This is a genomic window from Methylobacterium variabile, from assembly GCF_001043975.1.
GTDB lineage: Bacteria > Pseudomonadota > Alphaproteobacteria > Rhizobiales > Beijerinckiaceae > Methylobacterium > Methylobacterium variabile.
On record NZ_LABY01000053.1, the window covers coordinates 1 to 13,358 of the forward strand.

Sequence of the window (13,358 nt, forward strand, 5' to 3'; positions counted from 1 at the left end):
GGGTAATACCGCCGCGCCTTCGAACGGACTCGTTCGGAGGCGCAAGGCAAGCCCGAACGGGCGCCGGCGCTGATGCGCCGGACGCCTTCGCATCGACGTGTCGATGCGAAGGCGCGAGGGTATGAGGCTGCGCTTGATTAGATCGTCATGGGGAGAAATGGAGCGGGCGAAGGGATTCGAACCCTCGACCCCAACCTTGGCAAGGTTGTGCTCTACCCCTGAGCTACACCCGCTCACTCTGCGAGGCCCGACGAACTTGGAGCGGGCGAAGGGATTCGAACCCTCGACCCCAACCTTGGCAAGGTTGTGCTCTACCCCTGAGCTACACCCGCCCAAACCCGTTCGGCCTTCTGTGGAAAACTGGAGCGGGCGAAGGGATTCGAACCCTCGACCCCAACCTTGGCAAGGTTGTGCTCTACCCCTGAGCTACACCCGCTCGCTGTTTTCCGCGGCGACACCGTAGCGGCGCCGATGAGCGGCATAAACACCATTCCGCCGGGCAGCGCAAGGGGTTCCGGAGCCGGCTTCCGGGCCTCCTACCAGGTGGCGGCGGGCGGCGCGTCGCCGGCGATCTCGGCGAGGCGCGCCCGGGTCGCCGGGGTGGTCTCCGGCGGCAGGGCGTCGAGGGGGAAGAACGCGGCCGCGGCGATCTCGCGGTCGGGACGCTTCGGCACCGGCACCGTGAAGGCGCGGGCGACGTAGAGCGCGACGTGGTCGCGCTTCGAGGCGCGCCGGTTGTAGTAGAAGCCGTGCAGCGCCGGCGTCGCGCCAGGGTCGAGGACGATCTCGGCCTCCTCCCGAAACTCACGGGTGATGGCCTCGATCGCGGTCTCGCCCGGCTCGACGCCGCCGCCCGGCAGGTGCCAGCCGTCCATGTAGGTGTGGCGCACGAGGCAGACGCGGTTCTCGGCATCGATCGCCGCGCCGCGCACGCCGAGGGTCATGCCGCGGGTGAAGCGCCAGACGAAGTGGGCGCCCCGCATCAGCAGGGCCTGCTTGCGCGTCATCCCGCGGCTCCCCGGCGGTTCCTAGACCACGGTCAGGCGGATCTCGCCGACGCCCTCGATCGTCCCGACCATGGTCTGGCCGCGGGAGACCGCGCCGACGCCCTCCGGCGTGCCGGCGAAGATCACGTCGCCGGGCTCGAGGGCGAAGTAGGTCGACAGGTAGGCGATCTGCTCGGCCACCGACCAGATCATGTCCGAGAGGTCGCCCTTCTGGCGGACGGTGCCGTCGACCGAGAGGGTGATGGCGCCCTTCGCCGGATGGCCGATGACGGAGGCGGGCTTGAGGGTGCCGACAGGGCCCGACAGGTCGGAGGCCTTGCCGAGCTCCCAGGAGCGGCGCAGGGCCTTGGCGTCGTCCTGCAGGTCGCGCCGGGTCATGTCGAGGCCGACCGCGTAGCCGTAGACGTGGTCGAGGGCCTGGGCGACCGGGATGTCGCGCCCGCCCTTGGAGAGCGCCACCACCAGCTCGACCTCGTGGTGGTAGTTCGCGGTCTTCGGCGGGTAGGGGTGCTCCACCGTCACGCCCTCCGGCACCACCTGCAGGGCGTCGGCGGGCTTCATGAAGAAGAACGGCGGCTCGCGGGTCGGGTCGGCGCCCATCTCCCGGGCATGGGCGGCGAAGTTGCGCCCCACGCAGTAGACCCGGCGGACGGGAAACAGGTCTTCGGTGCCGTCGATCGGGAGCGCGACGCGCGGCGGGTTCGGGATCACGGAGAGCATGGGTCTGCTGTCTCGGGCAGGGTTTCGCGATGGAGCCGCGCGTCTTGGAAAAAGGGCCGGCCGACCGCTATCTAGAGGGCGGCCCGGCGGCGCGCCATCCCGGCCCGCCGCAACCCTCCTCCGCCAAGCTCCCGCCCGTGACCCACAGCCTGCTTGCCACCCTCGCGGCCCGCCTCGGGCCCGCGCACGTCCTCACCGACGAGACCGACCTCGCCCCCCACCTTGCCGAGACCCGCGGCCTCTACCACGGCCGGGCCCTGGCGGTCGTGCGCCCGCGCGACACCGCGGAGGTCGCCTTCGTGGTGCGGGCCTGCGCCTCGGCGCAGGTGCCGGTGGTGGCCCATGGCGGCAATACCGGGCTCGTCGGCGGTGGTGTGCCGTTCGGGGGCGTGGTGATCTCGCTCACCCGCCTCGACCGGGTGCGGGCGGTCGATCCGCTCGACGCCACCATCACGGTCGAGGCCGGCTGCGTGCTCGCCACCGTGCAGCAGGCGGCGGACGCGGCCGGGATGCTGTTTCCGCTCTCGCTCGCCTCTGAGGGCTCCTGCCGCATCGGCGGCAACCTTGCCACCAACGCCGGCGGCACGGCGGTGCTGGCCTACGGCAACGCCCGCGAGCTGACGCTCGGCCTCGAGGTGGTGCTGGCGGACGGGCAGGTCTGGAACGGCCTGCGGGCCCTGCGCAAGGACAATTCCGGCTACGACCTGAAGAACCTCTTCATCGGCTCGGAAGGCACCCTCGGCATCATCACGGCGGCGGTGCTGCGGCTGCACCCGAAGCCGGTGTCGAAGGCCACCGCGTTCCTCGGCCTCGCCTCGGCGCGGGCGGCGCTCGACGCATTCGGGCGCCTGCGCGACGGGCTCGGGCCCCGGCTCACCGCCTTCGAGTACGTGCCGCGCTTCCCTCTCGAGGTCGTCCTGCGCCACCTGCCCGGCGCCGTGCGCCCGCTCGTCGGCGACCACGCGGCCTACGCCCTCGTCGAGATCTCCTCCCCGGCTCCGGACGCGGGCGGCGAGCTCGAGGCGCAGCTGGCCGAGCTGATCGAGGCCGGGCTCGCCGAGGACGCGGTGCTGGCCCAGAGCGAGGCGCAGGGTTCGGCCCTCTGGCGCCTGCGCGAGAGCCTGTCGGAGATGCAAGGATACGAGGGCGGCTCGATCAAGCACGACGTCTCGGTGCCGGTGTCCCGGGTGGCGGAGTTCCTGGAGCGGGCCACCGCCGCCTGCGAGGCGGCGCTTCCCGGCGTGCGGGTCTGCGCCTTCGGGCATTTCGGCGACGGCAACATCCACTTCAACCTGACCCAGCCGGTCGGGGCCGAGAAGGCGGCCTTCCTGGCCGAGTGGCCGCACTTCAACCGCATCGTCCACGACATCGTCCACGCCATGGACGGCTCGATCGCGGCCGAGCACGGCGTCGGGCTCATCAAGCGCGACGAGCTGCCCCGCTACAAGGACCCGGTCGCCCTCGACCTGATGCGCCGCCTCAAGGGCGCCCTCGATCCGAAGGGCATCCTCAATCCCGGCAAGGTGCTGGCACCCGCGGGCGAAGGCCCGGAGGCGCTGCCGGTCGCGCAGGCCGTGCGGCCGTATCCGGCCGCACGGTCGGATACGGCCGCATGATCTCGCTGTTCCGCTCGGCGCCTCCGGAGCCGGCGGGCTTCACCGCGGCGGCCCTGCTCGGCGCCTTCGAGAGCCTGGGCGACAATTGCGAGTTCGGCATCGCCCAGCGCTACGCCGGAGCCGATCCCCTCGGGCTGTTCCGCCTGTCCTCGGCGCCGATCGCCGACCTCACCCACGCGGTCGAGACCCGGTTCGCCCATTACGGCGGGCCCGACGACATCGAGGTCCGGGTCGGCGCCGGCGGCTACCTGTTCTGCCACAGCCGGGCCTACGGCTTCGCCTACCACACCGGCGACATGGCGCCCCGCACCCGGCCGGCGGACATCCTCCAGCGGGAGATCCGCCGGATCGACTACCTGAAGCAGCGGCTGCTCGCCGACCTCGCCGAGGGCGAGAAGATCCTCGTCCGCAAGGGCCCGCCGGGGGAGACGGACGAGGCGGTGCGGCGCCTCCTCGCCGCCCTGCGGGCGATCGGCCCGGTGACGCTGCTGCGGGTGTGCGAGGCCGAGGCAGACCGTCCGCCCGGCCCCGTCGCCTGGCGCGGCGAGGGCCTGATGCAGGGAGCGCTGCCGCGCTTCGCCCCTTACGCCGCCGCGACGGATGCCGACATCGAGGGCTGGCTCGCCGTCTGCGGCCGGGCCTACGCCCTGCGCCACAGCCTGGTCGCGCCGCCGGACCTGGCGCCGGCCGGCCCGCCGCTCCTCGACGCGCCCGGGACCACCCGCCACGTCCTGCCGGCCGCCGCACCCGATCCTGGCCTCCTCGTGGGACCCCGCCCGGTCACCGGCTTGCGCCCGAACCGCCTCCACGTCGTCTCGGCCGAGATCCGGCTGCCGGAGGATTTTCCCGGGATCCGGGCCGCCCTCGCGGTCGTCGACTCCCCGGCCCACGCCCGCAGCGAGGCGGATCCCGCCCGCCGGGGCACCTGGCAGACGGTCTACACCGCCATCAAGACGCGCAAGCGCCAGACCGAGGCCGAGTTCGGGCTGATGCTGGCCGGCCCCGCCGGGACGGCGGCCGAGGCGCGCCGCTGGCGGGTGACGGAGGGCTGCCTGCCGGGGCTGGCGTGAGGTCGCCGACCCCGCGAGCGGGCACAGGACTCGCGTGGCCTCAGCCGCCCGTCAGCCGCCCCGCGCTCCTGCGAACGATCACCGCCGCGAGGTCGCCGACGCTTCGGAGGCCGTCGACCTCCCGGGTGGTGAGGGTGATCCGAAAATGCGCCTCGACCGCGACGATGATCTCGATCATCCGTGTCGAGTCCCAGCCCTCGACGTCCTCGGCGGTCAGCCCGGGCGAGAGCGCGATCGGCTCGCCGAAGATCTCCTCGAACAGCGGGCCCAGCTCCGCCAGCACGGCGTCCTCGGTCATGGTGGGGTCCTCGACAGTGCCGCGGCGATCCAGCGCGAACCGGGTCGCCGCGATCTTAAGGGGAATCGCATCGCGCGAGTCTGCCGGGATCCTCGCGTCCTGCACCGCTTTCGTAGCCCGGGCGGACATCGCTTCGTCGCGTGACGCGGTGAGCGGGCCGGTGCCCGCGCGCAGCCGTGTTCCCCGCGCCGGGGTGGCCTGTTCGCCCGCGTCTTGCATGGACTGACTGAGTTGCTAGCTCAGAGCGTCAAGAGACTCCCGGAGAGCCCCGGCATGAACGCCCGTCCCGACGCCCGCGACTTCGCCAGCCCGCAGAAATTCGGCATCGGCCAGCCCGTGCCGCGGGCGGAGGACCCGGTGCTGGTGCGGGGCGAAGGGCGCTACACCGACGACCTCGCCCTCGACGGGCAGGCCTACGGCGTGTTCGTGCGCAGCCCGATCGCCCACGGATACCTGCGGGGCATCGACGCGGAGGCCGCGCTCGCGATGCCGGGCGTCCTCAAGGTCGTCACCGCGGCCGACCTCGAGGGCTACGGGCCGATCGGCAACGCCCTGCCGTTCAAGAACCAGGACGGCACGCCGATGCGCAAGCCGCCCCAGCATTCCCTGAGCGTGGACCGGGTGCGCTACGTCGGCGAGCCGGTCGCCCTCGTGGTGGCCGAGACCCTGGCCGAGGCCCGCGACGCCGCCGAGGCGGTGGTGCTCGACATCGAGGACCTGCCCGTCGTCACGACCCCGGACGAGGCCGCCGCCGAGGGCGCCCCCCTCCTCCACGACGACGCGCCCGGCAACCTCGCCCTCGACTTCCGCACCGGCGACCAGGCGGCGACGGAGGCGGCTTTCTCCAAGGCGGCCCACGTCGTCTCCCTCGACCTTCTCAACAACCGCCTCGTCATCAACCCGATGGAGCCGCGCTCGGCCATCGGCGTGTACGAGCCCGAGGACGGCCGCTTCACCCTCCATGTCGGCTCGCAGGGCGTGTTCGGCCTGCGCAACAACCTCGCCGAGGGCGTGCTGAAGCTGCCCCGCGACAAGGTGCGGGTGCTCACCGGCAATGTCGGCGGCTCGTTCGGCATGAAGGCGCCGGTCTATCCCGAGTATCTGCCGCTGCTCCAGGCGGCGAAGCTCCTGGGCCGGCCGGTGAAGTGGACCGACCTGCGCTCCGAGAGCTTCCTGTCCGACCATCACGGCCGCGACGTCGCGGTGAATGCGGAACTGGCGCTCGACGCCGAGGGCACCTTCCTGGCCTTCCGGGTGACGGGCCGCGCCAACATGGGCGGATACCTCAACCCGCTGGCGCCCCTGTTCCAGACCGTCAACATTGCCCGCAACATGGTCGGCGTGTACCGCACTCCGGTCTTCGACGTGACGGTCGCCTGCCTGTTCACCAACACCACGCCGATCGGCGCCTACCGGGGCGCCGGGCGCCCCGAGGGCAACTACTTCATCGAGCGCCTGATCGACACGGCCGCCGCCGAGACCGGCCTCGACCGGGTGGAGCTGCGCCGCCGCAACCACATCCGCCCGGCCGACATGCCCTACAAGGCCCCGTCGGGCCTCACCTACGACAGCGGCGACTTCCCGGCGGTGCTCGACCGGGCGCTCCAGGCCGCCGACTGGGACGGCTTCCCGGCCCGGCGCGCCGAGAGCGAGGCGCACGGCAAGCTCCGCGGCATCGGCATCGGCGACTACCTCGAGATCACGGCGCCGCCGCAGAACGAGATGGGCGGCATCCGCTTCGAGGCCGACGGCACGGTGACGATCATCACCGGCACCCTCGATTACGGCCAGGGCCACCTGACGCCCTTCGCCCAGGTGCTGCACGACCGCCTCGGCATCCCGCTCGACCGCATCCGCCTGCTCCAGGGCGACAGCGACCAGCTCATCGCCGGCGGCGGCACCGGCGGCTCGAAATCGCTGATGGCAAGCGGCACGGCGCTGGTCGAGGCCGGCGACCTCGTGATCGCCAAGGGGCGCGAGGCCGCGGCCTCGGTGCTCGAGACCGGCCCCGCCGACATCGAGTTCCGCGACGGGCGCTTCACCATCGCGGGCACCGACCGGGGCATCGGCCTCCTCGAGCTCGCCGCCAAGGTGCGCGCCGGCCTGCCCGACCCGTCCGCGCCGAAGAGCCTCGATGTCGCCCACACCCACAAGGAATCGCCCTCGGCCTTCCCGAACGGCTGCCACGTCGCCGAGGTGGAGGTCGATCCCGAGACCGGCGTCACCACGGTGGTGCGCTACACCACGGTCAACGACTTCGGCACGCTGGTGAACCCGATGCTGGTCGAGGGCCAGCTCCACGGCGGCGTGGTCCAGGGCATCGGCCAGGCCCTGATGGAGCGCACCGCCTACGACGAGCAGGGCCAGCTCGTGACCGGCTCGTTCATGGATTACTGCCTGCCGCGGGCCTCCGACGCGCCGTTCATGGGCTTCGAGAGCCACGCCGTGCCGGCGACCACCAACCCCCTCGGGGTGAAGGGCTGCGGCGAGGCGGGCTGCGCCGGCTCGCTGCCCTCGGTGATGAACGCCCTCGTCGACGCGCTGCGCCCCCGCGGCATCCGCCACATCAACATGCCGGCGACCCCGCAGGCGATCTGGTCGGCGCTGCAGGAGGCCGGAACGGCGGGAGGCCGCGCGTGAGCGACCCCGTGACCCTGGCGGCCCAGGCCCGCGTCGACACCCCGCAGGGCAGCCGGTACCTGACCCAGCTCTGCAAGCACTGGAGCCACAAGTTCCCCGACACGACCTTCACGCCGGAGCGCGGCGTGGTGCCGTTCGGGGAAGGCCGCCGCTTCACGGCGGAAGCCGACCCCGAGGGCCTGACCCTGCGGGTCGAGGCGCCGGACCTGGAAAGCCTCACCCGGATGCAGGGCGTGGTGGCCGAGCACCTCGCCCGCTTCGCCTTCCGCGAGGATCTGGGTGGCATCGCCTGGACGCGGGTGGGGTGAGGCCCCACTGATCGCAGCACGAGGACACCGCTCGCCCGCAGGAGACGATTTCGCATGAGCACGCACGACGCCCGCCTCGACCGGCTCGCCGAGGTCGCCGTGAGGGTCGGGCTCGGGCTCCGGCCCGGGCAGGAGCTGGTGATGACGGCGCCCCTCGACGCGCTGCCGCTCGCCCGCCGCATCACCGCCCAGGCCTACAAGGCCGGCGCCTCGGTGGTGACGACGCTGCTCGCCGACGACCAGGCCACCCTCGCCCGGTTCGAGCACGGCCACGACGAGGCCTTCGACCACGCCGCCGGCTGGCTCTACGAGGGCATGGCCAACGCCTATCGCGGCGGCGCGGCGCGCCTGGCCATCGCGGGCGACGACCCGTCCCTGCTCGCCGGCCAGGACCCGGACAAGGTGGCGCGGGCGAACCGGGCCCGGTCCAAGGCCTACATGCCGGCGCTGGAGCAGATCGCCAACTTCTCGACCAACTGGACCATCGTCTCGGCGGCGACCCCGGCCTGGGCCCGCACGGTGTTTCCGGACCTGCCCGAGGACCAGGCGGTCGTCCGGCTGTGGGACGCGATCTTTTCCGCCTCGCGGGTCGACGGCCCCGATCCGGTCGGCGCCTGGGAGGCCCACAACCGAGCGCTGAGCGACCGCACCGCCTATCTCAACGCCCGCCGCTACGCCGCCCTGCACTTCCGCGGCCCGGGCACCGACCTGACGGTCGGCCTCGCCGACGACCACGAGTGGTGCGGCGGCGCCACGACGGCGAAGAACGGGATCGTCTGCAACGCCAACATCCCGACCGAGGAGGTGTTCACGACGCCGCACCGCTTGCGGGTGCAGGGCCACGTCAGCGCGACGAAACCCCTCTCCTACCAGGGCACCCTGATCGACGGCATCGCGGTGCGTTTCGAGGAGGGCCGCATCGTCGAGGCGCGGGCCCGGACCGGGGGCGACGTGCTGGCGAAGGTCATCGACACGGACGAGGGCGCGCGCCGCCTCGGCGAGGTGGCGCTGGTGCCGGCCTCCTCGCCGATCTCGGCCTCGGGGCTCCTGTTCTGCAACACCCTGTACGACGAGAACGCCGCGAGCCACATCGCGCTCGGCCAGGCCTACAGCAAGTGCTTCCGCGACGGCGGTGCCGGGCTGACGGAGCTCGACCTTATCGCCCGCGGCGCCAACCGCAGCCTGATCCACATCGACTGGATGATCGGCTCGGCCGAGGTCGACGTCGACGGCGTCACGCCGGAGGGCAGGCCTGAGCCGCTGATGCGCCGGGGCGAGTGGGTCGACTGAGCCTCACCCCACGAAGATGAGCTTCTTGCCGCGGTTCTCGCCGCGGTATAGCGAGGCGATCGCGCCGGGGGCGGCCTCGATGCCCTCGGAGATGTCCTCGTCGAGGGTGATGCGCCCGTCCGCGTACCAGGCGGCCAGGGCCGCGACCGCGTCCTCGAGGCGGGACTTGTGGTCGAGCACCACGAAGCCGCTCCAGACCAGGCGCCGGGTCAGGATCTCGCGCTCGACCCGGGGCCCGGTCGGCGTCTCGGCCCAGCTCGCCACCGAGGCGGTGCCGCACTGGACGATCCGCCCACCCACCGCCATCCGGCGCAAGGCGGCGTCGAGGATCGGCCCGCCGACATTGTCGAAGTACACGTTCACGCCGTCCGGTGCCTCCCGGGCGAGAGCGGCGGCCCAGTCCTCGGTCCGGTAGTTGTAGGCGGCCGCAAAGCCGAAGGCCTCCCGGCAGCGGGCGACCTTGGCGTCGTCGCCGGTGAGCCCGATCGGGCGGCAGCCGAGATTGCGGGCGATCTGGCCGACGAGGCTGCCGACCGCGCCGGCGGCGGTCGAGACCAGCACCGTCTCGCCCGGTTGCGGCCGGCCGAGCACCGTCAGCCCGAGATGGGCGGTGAGCCCGTTGAGCCCGAGCAGGCCGGCATGGGCCGAGAGCGGCACGGCCTCCGTGGCACGCCGGAAGATCGCCGAGACCGGCACCGCGGCGTAGTCCTGCCAACCGAACCAGCCGTACAGGAACTCGCCCTCCGCTACCTCGGGGGCGTTCGAGCGGACGACGATCCCGACCGCCAGCGCCCGCATCGGGCTGCCGAGGGGGACGGGCTGGGAATAGTTCGCCTCTGCGCTGGCCCAGCCGCGCTGCGCCGGGTCGACCGACAGGTAGAGGTTGCGCACCAGGATCTCGCCCGGGCCCGGCTCCGGCACCGGGACGGCGTCGAGGCTGAAATCCTCGGCCTGCGGGATGCCGGCGGGGCGGCGGGAGAGGAGCACCCGGCGGTTGCGGTCAGGCAGGCTGTAGGCGGGGATGTCGGTCGGGCCGGTCAACGGTCGTCTCCTCCTGGCGACGCATTCGTCCGGCGCCGCTTCTCGCGATCCGGCGCGGCAGCCGCTCGGTCGCGAAGCTCACACCGTACACGATAGTGCGGCCGCGAACAGGCTATAGGCCTCTCTGTTGTCAGCACATCCCCTTTTCGGGCCCGGAACGAGCCTGCACGACTGAAGCGTCAGCGAAAGGAGATCCGGGATCCAGCAATCAAACTTCGCGAAGCGCCGGCATGAAGGAAGCGTTGCACCATGCAGAGTCGCTTCGCGGCATATCTCGCGTCTGGATCCCGCATCTCCTTCCACTTCGTCTCAGTCGTGCAGGCCTGGTCCGGGCCCGGAAAGCGCGGTGCCTCACAGGGCACCGGAGAGGAAGCAACTGTCAGAGCCCGGGCCCCTTGGCCGCTCCGAGGATGCGTCCCGGCCCGTTGTTCTCGGCCTGGAGCACCAGCACGTACGAGTCGGCGTCCGCCGTCGCCAGCACGGCGCGGGGCATCTCGTAACGTGCGGGAGCGCCGTGCCAGGAGCCGACGTGGTGCATCCCCCGCACCACGTTGCGGTAGGTGACGGTGCGGCCCCGGTTCTCGCCGCGGCCGATCGCGACCTCGCGGGTGCGCGCGACGGGCAGCAACCACAGCTCCGCGGTACGGCCGGCCTCGGGCGCCGGGCCGACATCGATCACGATGCGGTCAGGGGCTGCCTCGCTGCGGATCCTCACCGGCAGGCTCGCCGCGGTGCCGGGGTCGCGAATGCTGCGCTCCAGGGCCGCCCGGTCGGACCCGACCACCGTCGCGGCGCCGTTCACCACCGCCTGGGGCGTGAAGACCTGCCGGTCGCCGCGCATGCCCGCATAGGCCCGCTGGCGCGCGGTGAACGAGGTGCTGGCCAGCGTGTCCTTCCAGCCGAGGTAATCCCAGTAGGTGACCGGCAGGGTCAGGGCGATCACCCCCGGATCCCGGGCGAGCTCGCTCACCAGCCGGTCCGCCGGCGGGCAGGCGGAGCAGCCCTGGCTGGTGAACAGCTCGACCACCGCCCGCGGAGGAGCGTCCTCGGCGCGCACCGGGCCGGCGAGGCCGAGCCAGGCCGGGACCAGGCCGGCGAGCAGACGGTGGGGGAGTACGCGCGTCATGTGGCATCAACACCCGGCGGACGGGCGGACGGAAGTCACGTTAGCTTGAGGCTTGAGTGGTCGGGGCCGGCGCCCGGGCCGCCGCGGCGCGCGGCAGCATGGCGGGGCGCCAGCGCCGGTGCATCCACAGCCACTGCTCGGGATGGTCCCGCACCCAACCGGCGATCACGTCGGTCATCGCCTGCATGGCGCCCTGCACGTCGACTGCGCCGCTCGCGTCCCGCGGCAGGTCGAGGGCCGCGGTCAGCTCGAGGCGGAAGCGGTCGCCGGGCAGCCGGATCACCCGCACCCCGTGGACCGGGCAATCGTAGTGCCGCACGAGCTTTCCGAGCAGCGGGTTGACCAGGGCGGGCTGGCCGAGGAAGTCCACCACCACCCCGCGGGTGAAGTGCTGGTCGACCAGCATGCCGAGATGGCCGCCGCGCTCGACCACGCCCTGCATCGCGAAGGCGGCCCCGGGCCCGGCCGCCGTGAGCCCGCCCATCGTGGCGCGGCGCACCTCCTGCACCAGCTGCGCGGCGGCCGGACTGTTCGGCGGGCGGAAGACCGCGCTCGCCTCCAGCCCAAACCGGGCGGCGCAGATCGCCGGCAGCTCCCAGTTGCCGAGATGGGCCGAGAAGATCAGGCCCGGCTCGCCGTCATCGCGCAGCGCGAAGAAGTGCTCGATGCCCTCGACCTCGATCCGCCCCGGCGTCGCGGCCTCCGGATCGTAGTCGAAGATCTCGCCGAGATGGGCGTACTCGGCGCCGGTGCGGCCGAGATTGTCCCAGGAACCCAGGGCGATGGCGGCGATCTCGGCCTCGCTGCGCTCCGGGAAGGCCCGGCGCAGGTTGGCGAGCGCCGTGCGGTGGGAGGGCAGCAGCGGGCCGACCGCGCGGGCGATTGCCGCCCCGGCCGCCGCGGCGCGCGCCGGGCCGAGCCACCGGGCGAGCACGAACAGGGCCCGGACCAGCAGGACCATCGGCAGGCCGGCGAGGCGGGACAGGGCGCGGTAGAGCCTCAGCTTCAGGCGCAGCACGAGGAGTTCACCAAGCATTCCGGGGGGACGGGAGGCGGGATCACGCAGGATTCCCGAGCCCTGCACCCCGCCTCTTCCACGGCCGGACCCATTTGCGCAAGAGCACCACGGCCATACCCGTGCCCGTCGCGGGCACCGGATAGCCTCAGAGGGTCACAAGGATCTTCCCGAACACCTTGCGCGACTCGAGCCGCTCCAGCCCTTGCGCGAAATCGGCGAGCGGCAGGACGCTGTCGATCACCGGATTCATCCCGTCCGCCATCTTCGCCAGCGCATCGCGGATGTTGGCGATGCGGCAGCCGAACGAGCCGGTGATGCGGTACTGCTGCTGGAACAGCTGCATCAGGTTCATGGTGGTGGAGACGCCGGAGGTCGACCCGCAGGTGACGAGCCGGCCGCCGCGCTTGAGGCAGAGCAGCGAGCCGTTCCAGGTCTCGGGGCCGACATGCTCGAACACCACGTCGACGCCCTTGCGCCTGGTGGCCTTGCGGACCTCGCCCTCGAAGCGCTGGTTTCGGTAGTTGATGACGTGGTCGGCCCCGAGAGCCCGCGCCTTCTCGCCCTTGGCGTCGTCGCCCACGGTGGTGAACACCGTGCAGCCGATGGCCTTCGCCATCTTGATCGCCGTGGTGCCGATGCCGGAGCCCCCGGCATGGACCAGGATCGTCTCGCCGGGCTCGAGCCGGGCGTTGTCGAACAGCATGTGCTGCACCGTGCCGAAGGCGATCGGCGCGCAGGCTGCGTCGGTGAAGCTCACGGTCTCGGGCACCGGCACCACCAGGCGGGCCGGCAGGTTGACGTATTCCCGGGCGAATCCGTCGACGTGGAAGCCGAGCACCCCGCCGACATCCTCGCACAGGTTGTCGCGGCCCTCGCGGCAGGCGCGGCATCGGCCGCAGGTCAGGGCGCCGTAGGGCGCGACCTTGTCGCCCGCCTTCAGGCCCTCGACGCCCTCGCCGACGGCCGCGATCTCGCCGGCCGCCTCAGCCCCGACGGTGAGCGGCAGCTTGCGCTTGGCGAAGGCCATGCCGCGAAAGCCCCAGACATCGATGAAGTTGAGGCCGACGGCGCGCACCCGGATCTGCACCTCGTCCGGGCCGGGCGGATCCAGGTCCGGGACCTCGGTCAGGCGCAGGTCGCGGTCGCCGAAGAGCTGGAGGGCTTTCATCAGGGTCCTATCGTGTCTCGCGGGGCGGTCTCACGGACTCGACCCGGGGCGCAGGC

At 72.4% G+C, this 13,358-nt stretch carries 12 protein-coding genes and 3 tRNA genes; 5 read left to right on the forward strand and 10 right to left on the reverse strand.

The window, feature by feature from the left end:
- Positions 1-158 precede the first annotated feature (158 nt).
- The 5 genes from VQ02_RS08690 to VQ02_RS08710 form a co-directional block, all read right to left on the reverse strand.
- Positions 159-233, reverse strand: a tRNA-Gly gene (locus tag VQ02_RS08690).
- Between the two features lie 24 nt (positions 234-257).
- Positions 258-332, reverse strand: a tRNA-Gly gene (locus VQ02_RS08695).
- A gap of 29 nt (positions 333-361) precedes the next feature.
- Positions 362-436, reverse strand: a tRNA-Gly gene (locus VQ02_RS08700).
- A 100-nt stretch (positions 437-536) separates the two neighbouring features.
- A complete protein-coding gene (locus VQ02_RS08705) occupies positions 537-1,007 on the reverse strand; it encodes an NUDIX domain-containing protein (protein WP_048443785.1) in 471 nt (156 codons plus the stop codon).
- Between the two features lie 21 nt (positions 1,008-1,028).
- Positions 1,029-1,727, reverse strand: coding sequence for a fumarylacetoacetate hydrolase family protein (locus VQ02_RS08710; RefSeq protein WP_048443786.1), 699 nt, complete (start codon positions 1,725-1,727; stop codon positions 1,029-1,031).
- Positions 1,728-1,864: 137 nt separating this feature from the next.
- On the opposite strand from VQ02_RS08710, the gene VQ02_RS08715 reads away from it, so the two are divergent.
- The gene (locus VQ02_RS08715; protein WP_048443872.1) at positions 1,865-3,343 is read left to right on the forward strand and encodes an FAD-binding oxidoreductase; all 1,479 of its coding nucleotides are present in this window, start codon (positions 1,865-1,867) and stop codon (positions 3,341-3,343) included.
- Positions 3,340-4,413, forward strand: coding sequence for a hypothetical protein (locus VQ02_RS08720; RefSeq protein ID WP_053080290.1), 1,074 nt, complete (start codon positions 3,340-3,342; stop codon positions 4,411-4,413). Before VQ02_RS08715 ends, VQ02_RS08720 begins: the two co-directional genes overlap by 4 nt.
- A 40-nt stretch (positions 4,414-4,453) precedes the next feature.
- Here the strand turns inward: VQ02_RS08720 and VQ02_RS38695 are convergent, their stop codons facing one another.
- On the reverse strand, positions 4,454-4,930 hold the full coding sequence (locus VQ02_RS38695; protein ID WP_209436985.1) for an acyl carrier protein: 477 nt from the start codon (positions 4,928-4,930) through the stop codon (positions 4,454-4,456).
- A gap of 54 nt (positions 4,931-4,984) precedes the next feature.
- Here VQ02_RS38695 and VQ02_RS08730 point away from each other — a divergent pair, with 54 nt between their 5' ends.
- The 3 genes from VQ02_RS08730 to VQ02_RS08740 are packed head-to-tail and all read left to right on the forward strand — an operon-like array spanning position 4,985 to position 8,949.
- Complete coding sequence (locus tag VQ02_RS08730; RefSeq protein WP_048443787.1) at positions 4,985-7,351, forward strand: xanthine dehydrogenase family protein molybdopterin-binding subunit; 2,367 nt, start codon at positions 4,985-4,987, stop codon at positions 7,349-7,351.
- Positions 7,348-7,659 carry a DUF2218 domain-containing protein gene (locus VQ02_RS08735; RefSeq protein ID WP_048443788.1) on the forward strand — a complete coding sequence of 104 codons (312 nt, stop codon included), beginning with the start codon at positions 7,348-7,350 and terminating at the stop codon, positions 7,657-7,659. The genes VQ02_RS08730 and VQ02_RS08735 overlap by 4 nt, the downstream gene beginning before the upstream one ends.
- Positions 7,660-7,713: 54 nt before the next feature.
- The gene (locus tag VQ02_RS08740) at positions 7,714-8,949 is read left to right on the forward strand and encodes an aminopeptidase (protein ID WP_048443789.1); all 1,236 of its coding nucleotides are present in this window, start codon (positions 7,714-7,716) and stop codon (positions 8,947-8,949) included.
- Positions 8,950-8,952: 3 nt separating this feature from the next.
- Here the strand turns inward: VQ02_RS08740 and VQ02_RS08745 are convergent, their stop codons facing one another.
- From VQ02_RS08745 to VQ02_RS08760, 4 genes are all read right to left on the reverse strand, one after another.
- Positions 8,953-9,990: an NADP-dependent oxidoreductase gene (locus VQ02_RS08745; protein ID WP_209436986.1), complete on the reverse strand. Its 1,038-nt coding sequence runs from the start codon at positions 9,988-9,990 to the stop codon at positions 8,953-8,955.
- A gap of 379 nt (positions 9,991-10,369) precedes the next feature.
- Complete coding sequence (locus VQ02_RS08750) at positions 10,370-11,116, reverse strand: DUF1223 domain-containing protein (RefSeq protein WP_048443790.1); 747 nt, start codon at positions 11,114-11,116, stop codon at positions 10,370-10,372.
- Between the two features lie 40 nt (positions 11,117-11,156).
- The gene (locus VQ02_RS08755) at positions 11,157-12,134 is read right to left on the reverse strand and encodes a lipid A biosynthesis lauroyl acyltransferase (RefSeq protein WP_048443791.1); all 978 of its coding nucleotides are present in this window, start codon (positions 12,132-12,134) and stop codon (positions 11,157-11,159) included.
- Between the two features lie 145 nt (positions 12,135-12,279).
- Positions 12,280-13,302, reverse strand: a complete 1,023-nt coding sequence (locus tag VQ02_RS08760; RefSeq protein ID WP_048443792.1) for a zinc-binding dehydrogenase — start codon at positions 13,300-13,302, stop codon at positions 12,280-12,282.
- Positions 13,303-13,358 lie beyond the last annotated feature (56 nt).

Coding starts and splice junctions, on each gene's coding strand:
- VQ02_RS08705 (WP_048443785.1), bottom strand. CDS start 1,007: ATGACGCGCAAGCAGGCCCTGCTGATGCGGGGCGCCCACTTCGTCTGG.
- VQ02_RS08710 (WP_048443786.1), bottom strand. CDS start 1,727: ATGCTCTCCGTGATCCCGAACCCGCCGCGCGTCGCGCTCCCGATCGAC.
- VQ02_RS08720 (WP_053080290.1), top strand. CDS start 3,340: ATGATCTCGCTGTTCCGCTCGGCGCCTCCGGAGCCGGCGGGCTTCACC.
- VQ02_RS38695 (WP_209436985.1), bottom strand. CDS start 4,930: ATGCAAGACGCGGGCGAACAGGCCACCCCGGCGCGGGGAACACGGCTG.
- VQ02_RS08730 (WP_048443787.1), top strand. CDS start 4,985: ATGAACGCCCGTCCCGACGCCCGCGACTTCGCCAGCCCGCAGAAATTC.
- VQ02_RS08740 (WP_048443789.1), top strand. CDS start 7,714: ATGAGCACGCACGACGCCCGCCTCGACCGGCTCGCCGAGGTCGCCGTG.
- VQ02_RS08750 (WP_048443790.1), bottom strand. CDS start 11,116: ATGACGCGCGTACTCCCCCACCGTCTGCTCGCCGGCCTGGTCCCGGCC.
- VQ02_RS08760 (WP_048443792.1), bottom strand. CDS start 13,302: ATGAAAGCCCTCCAGCTCTTCGGCGACCGCGACCTGCGCCTGACCGAG.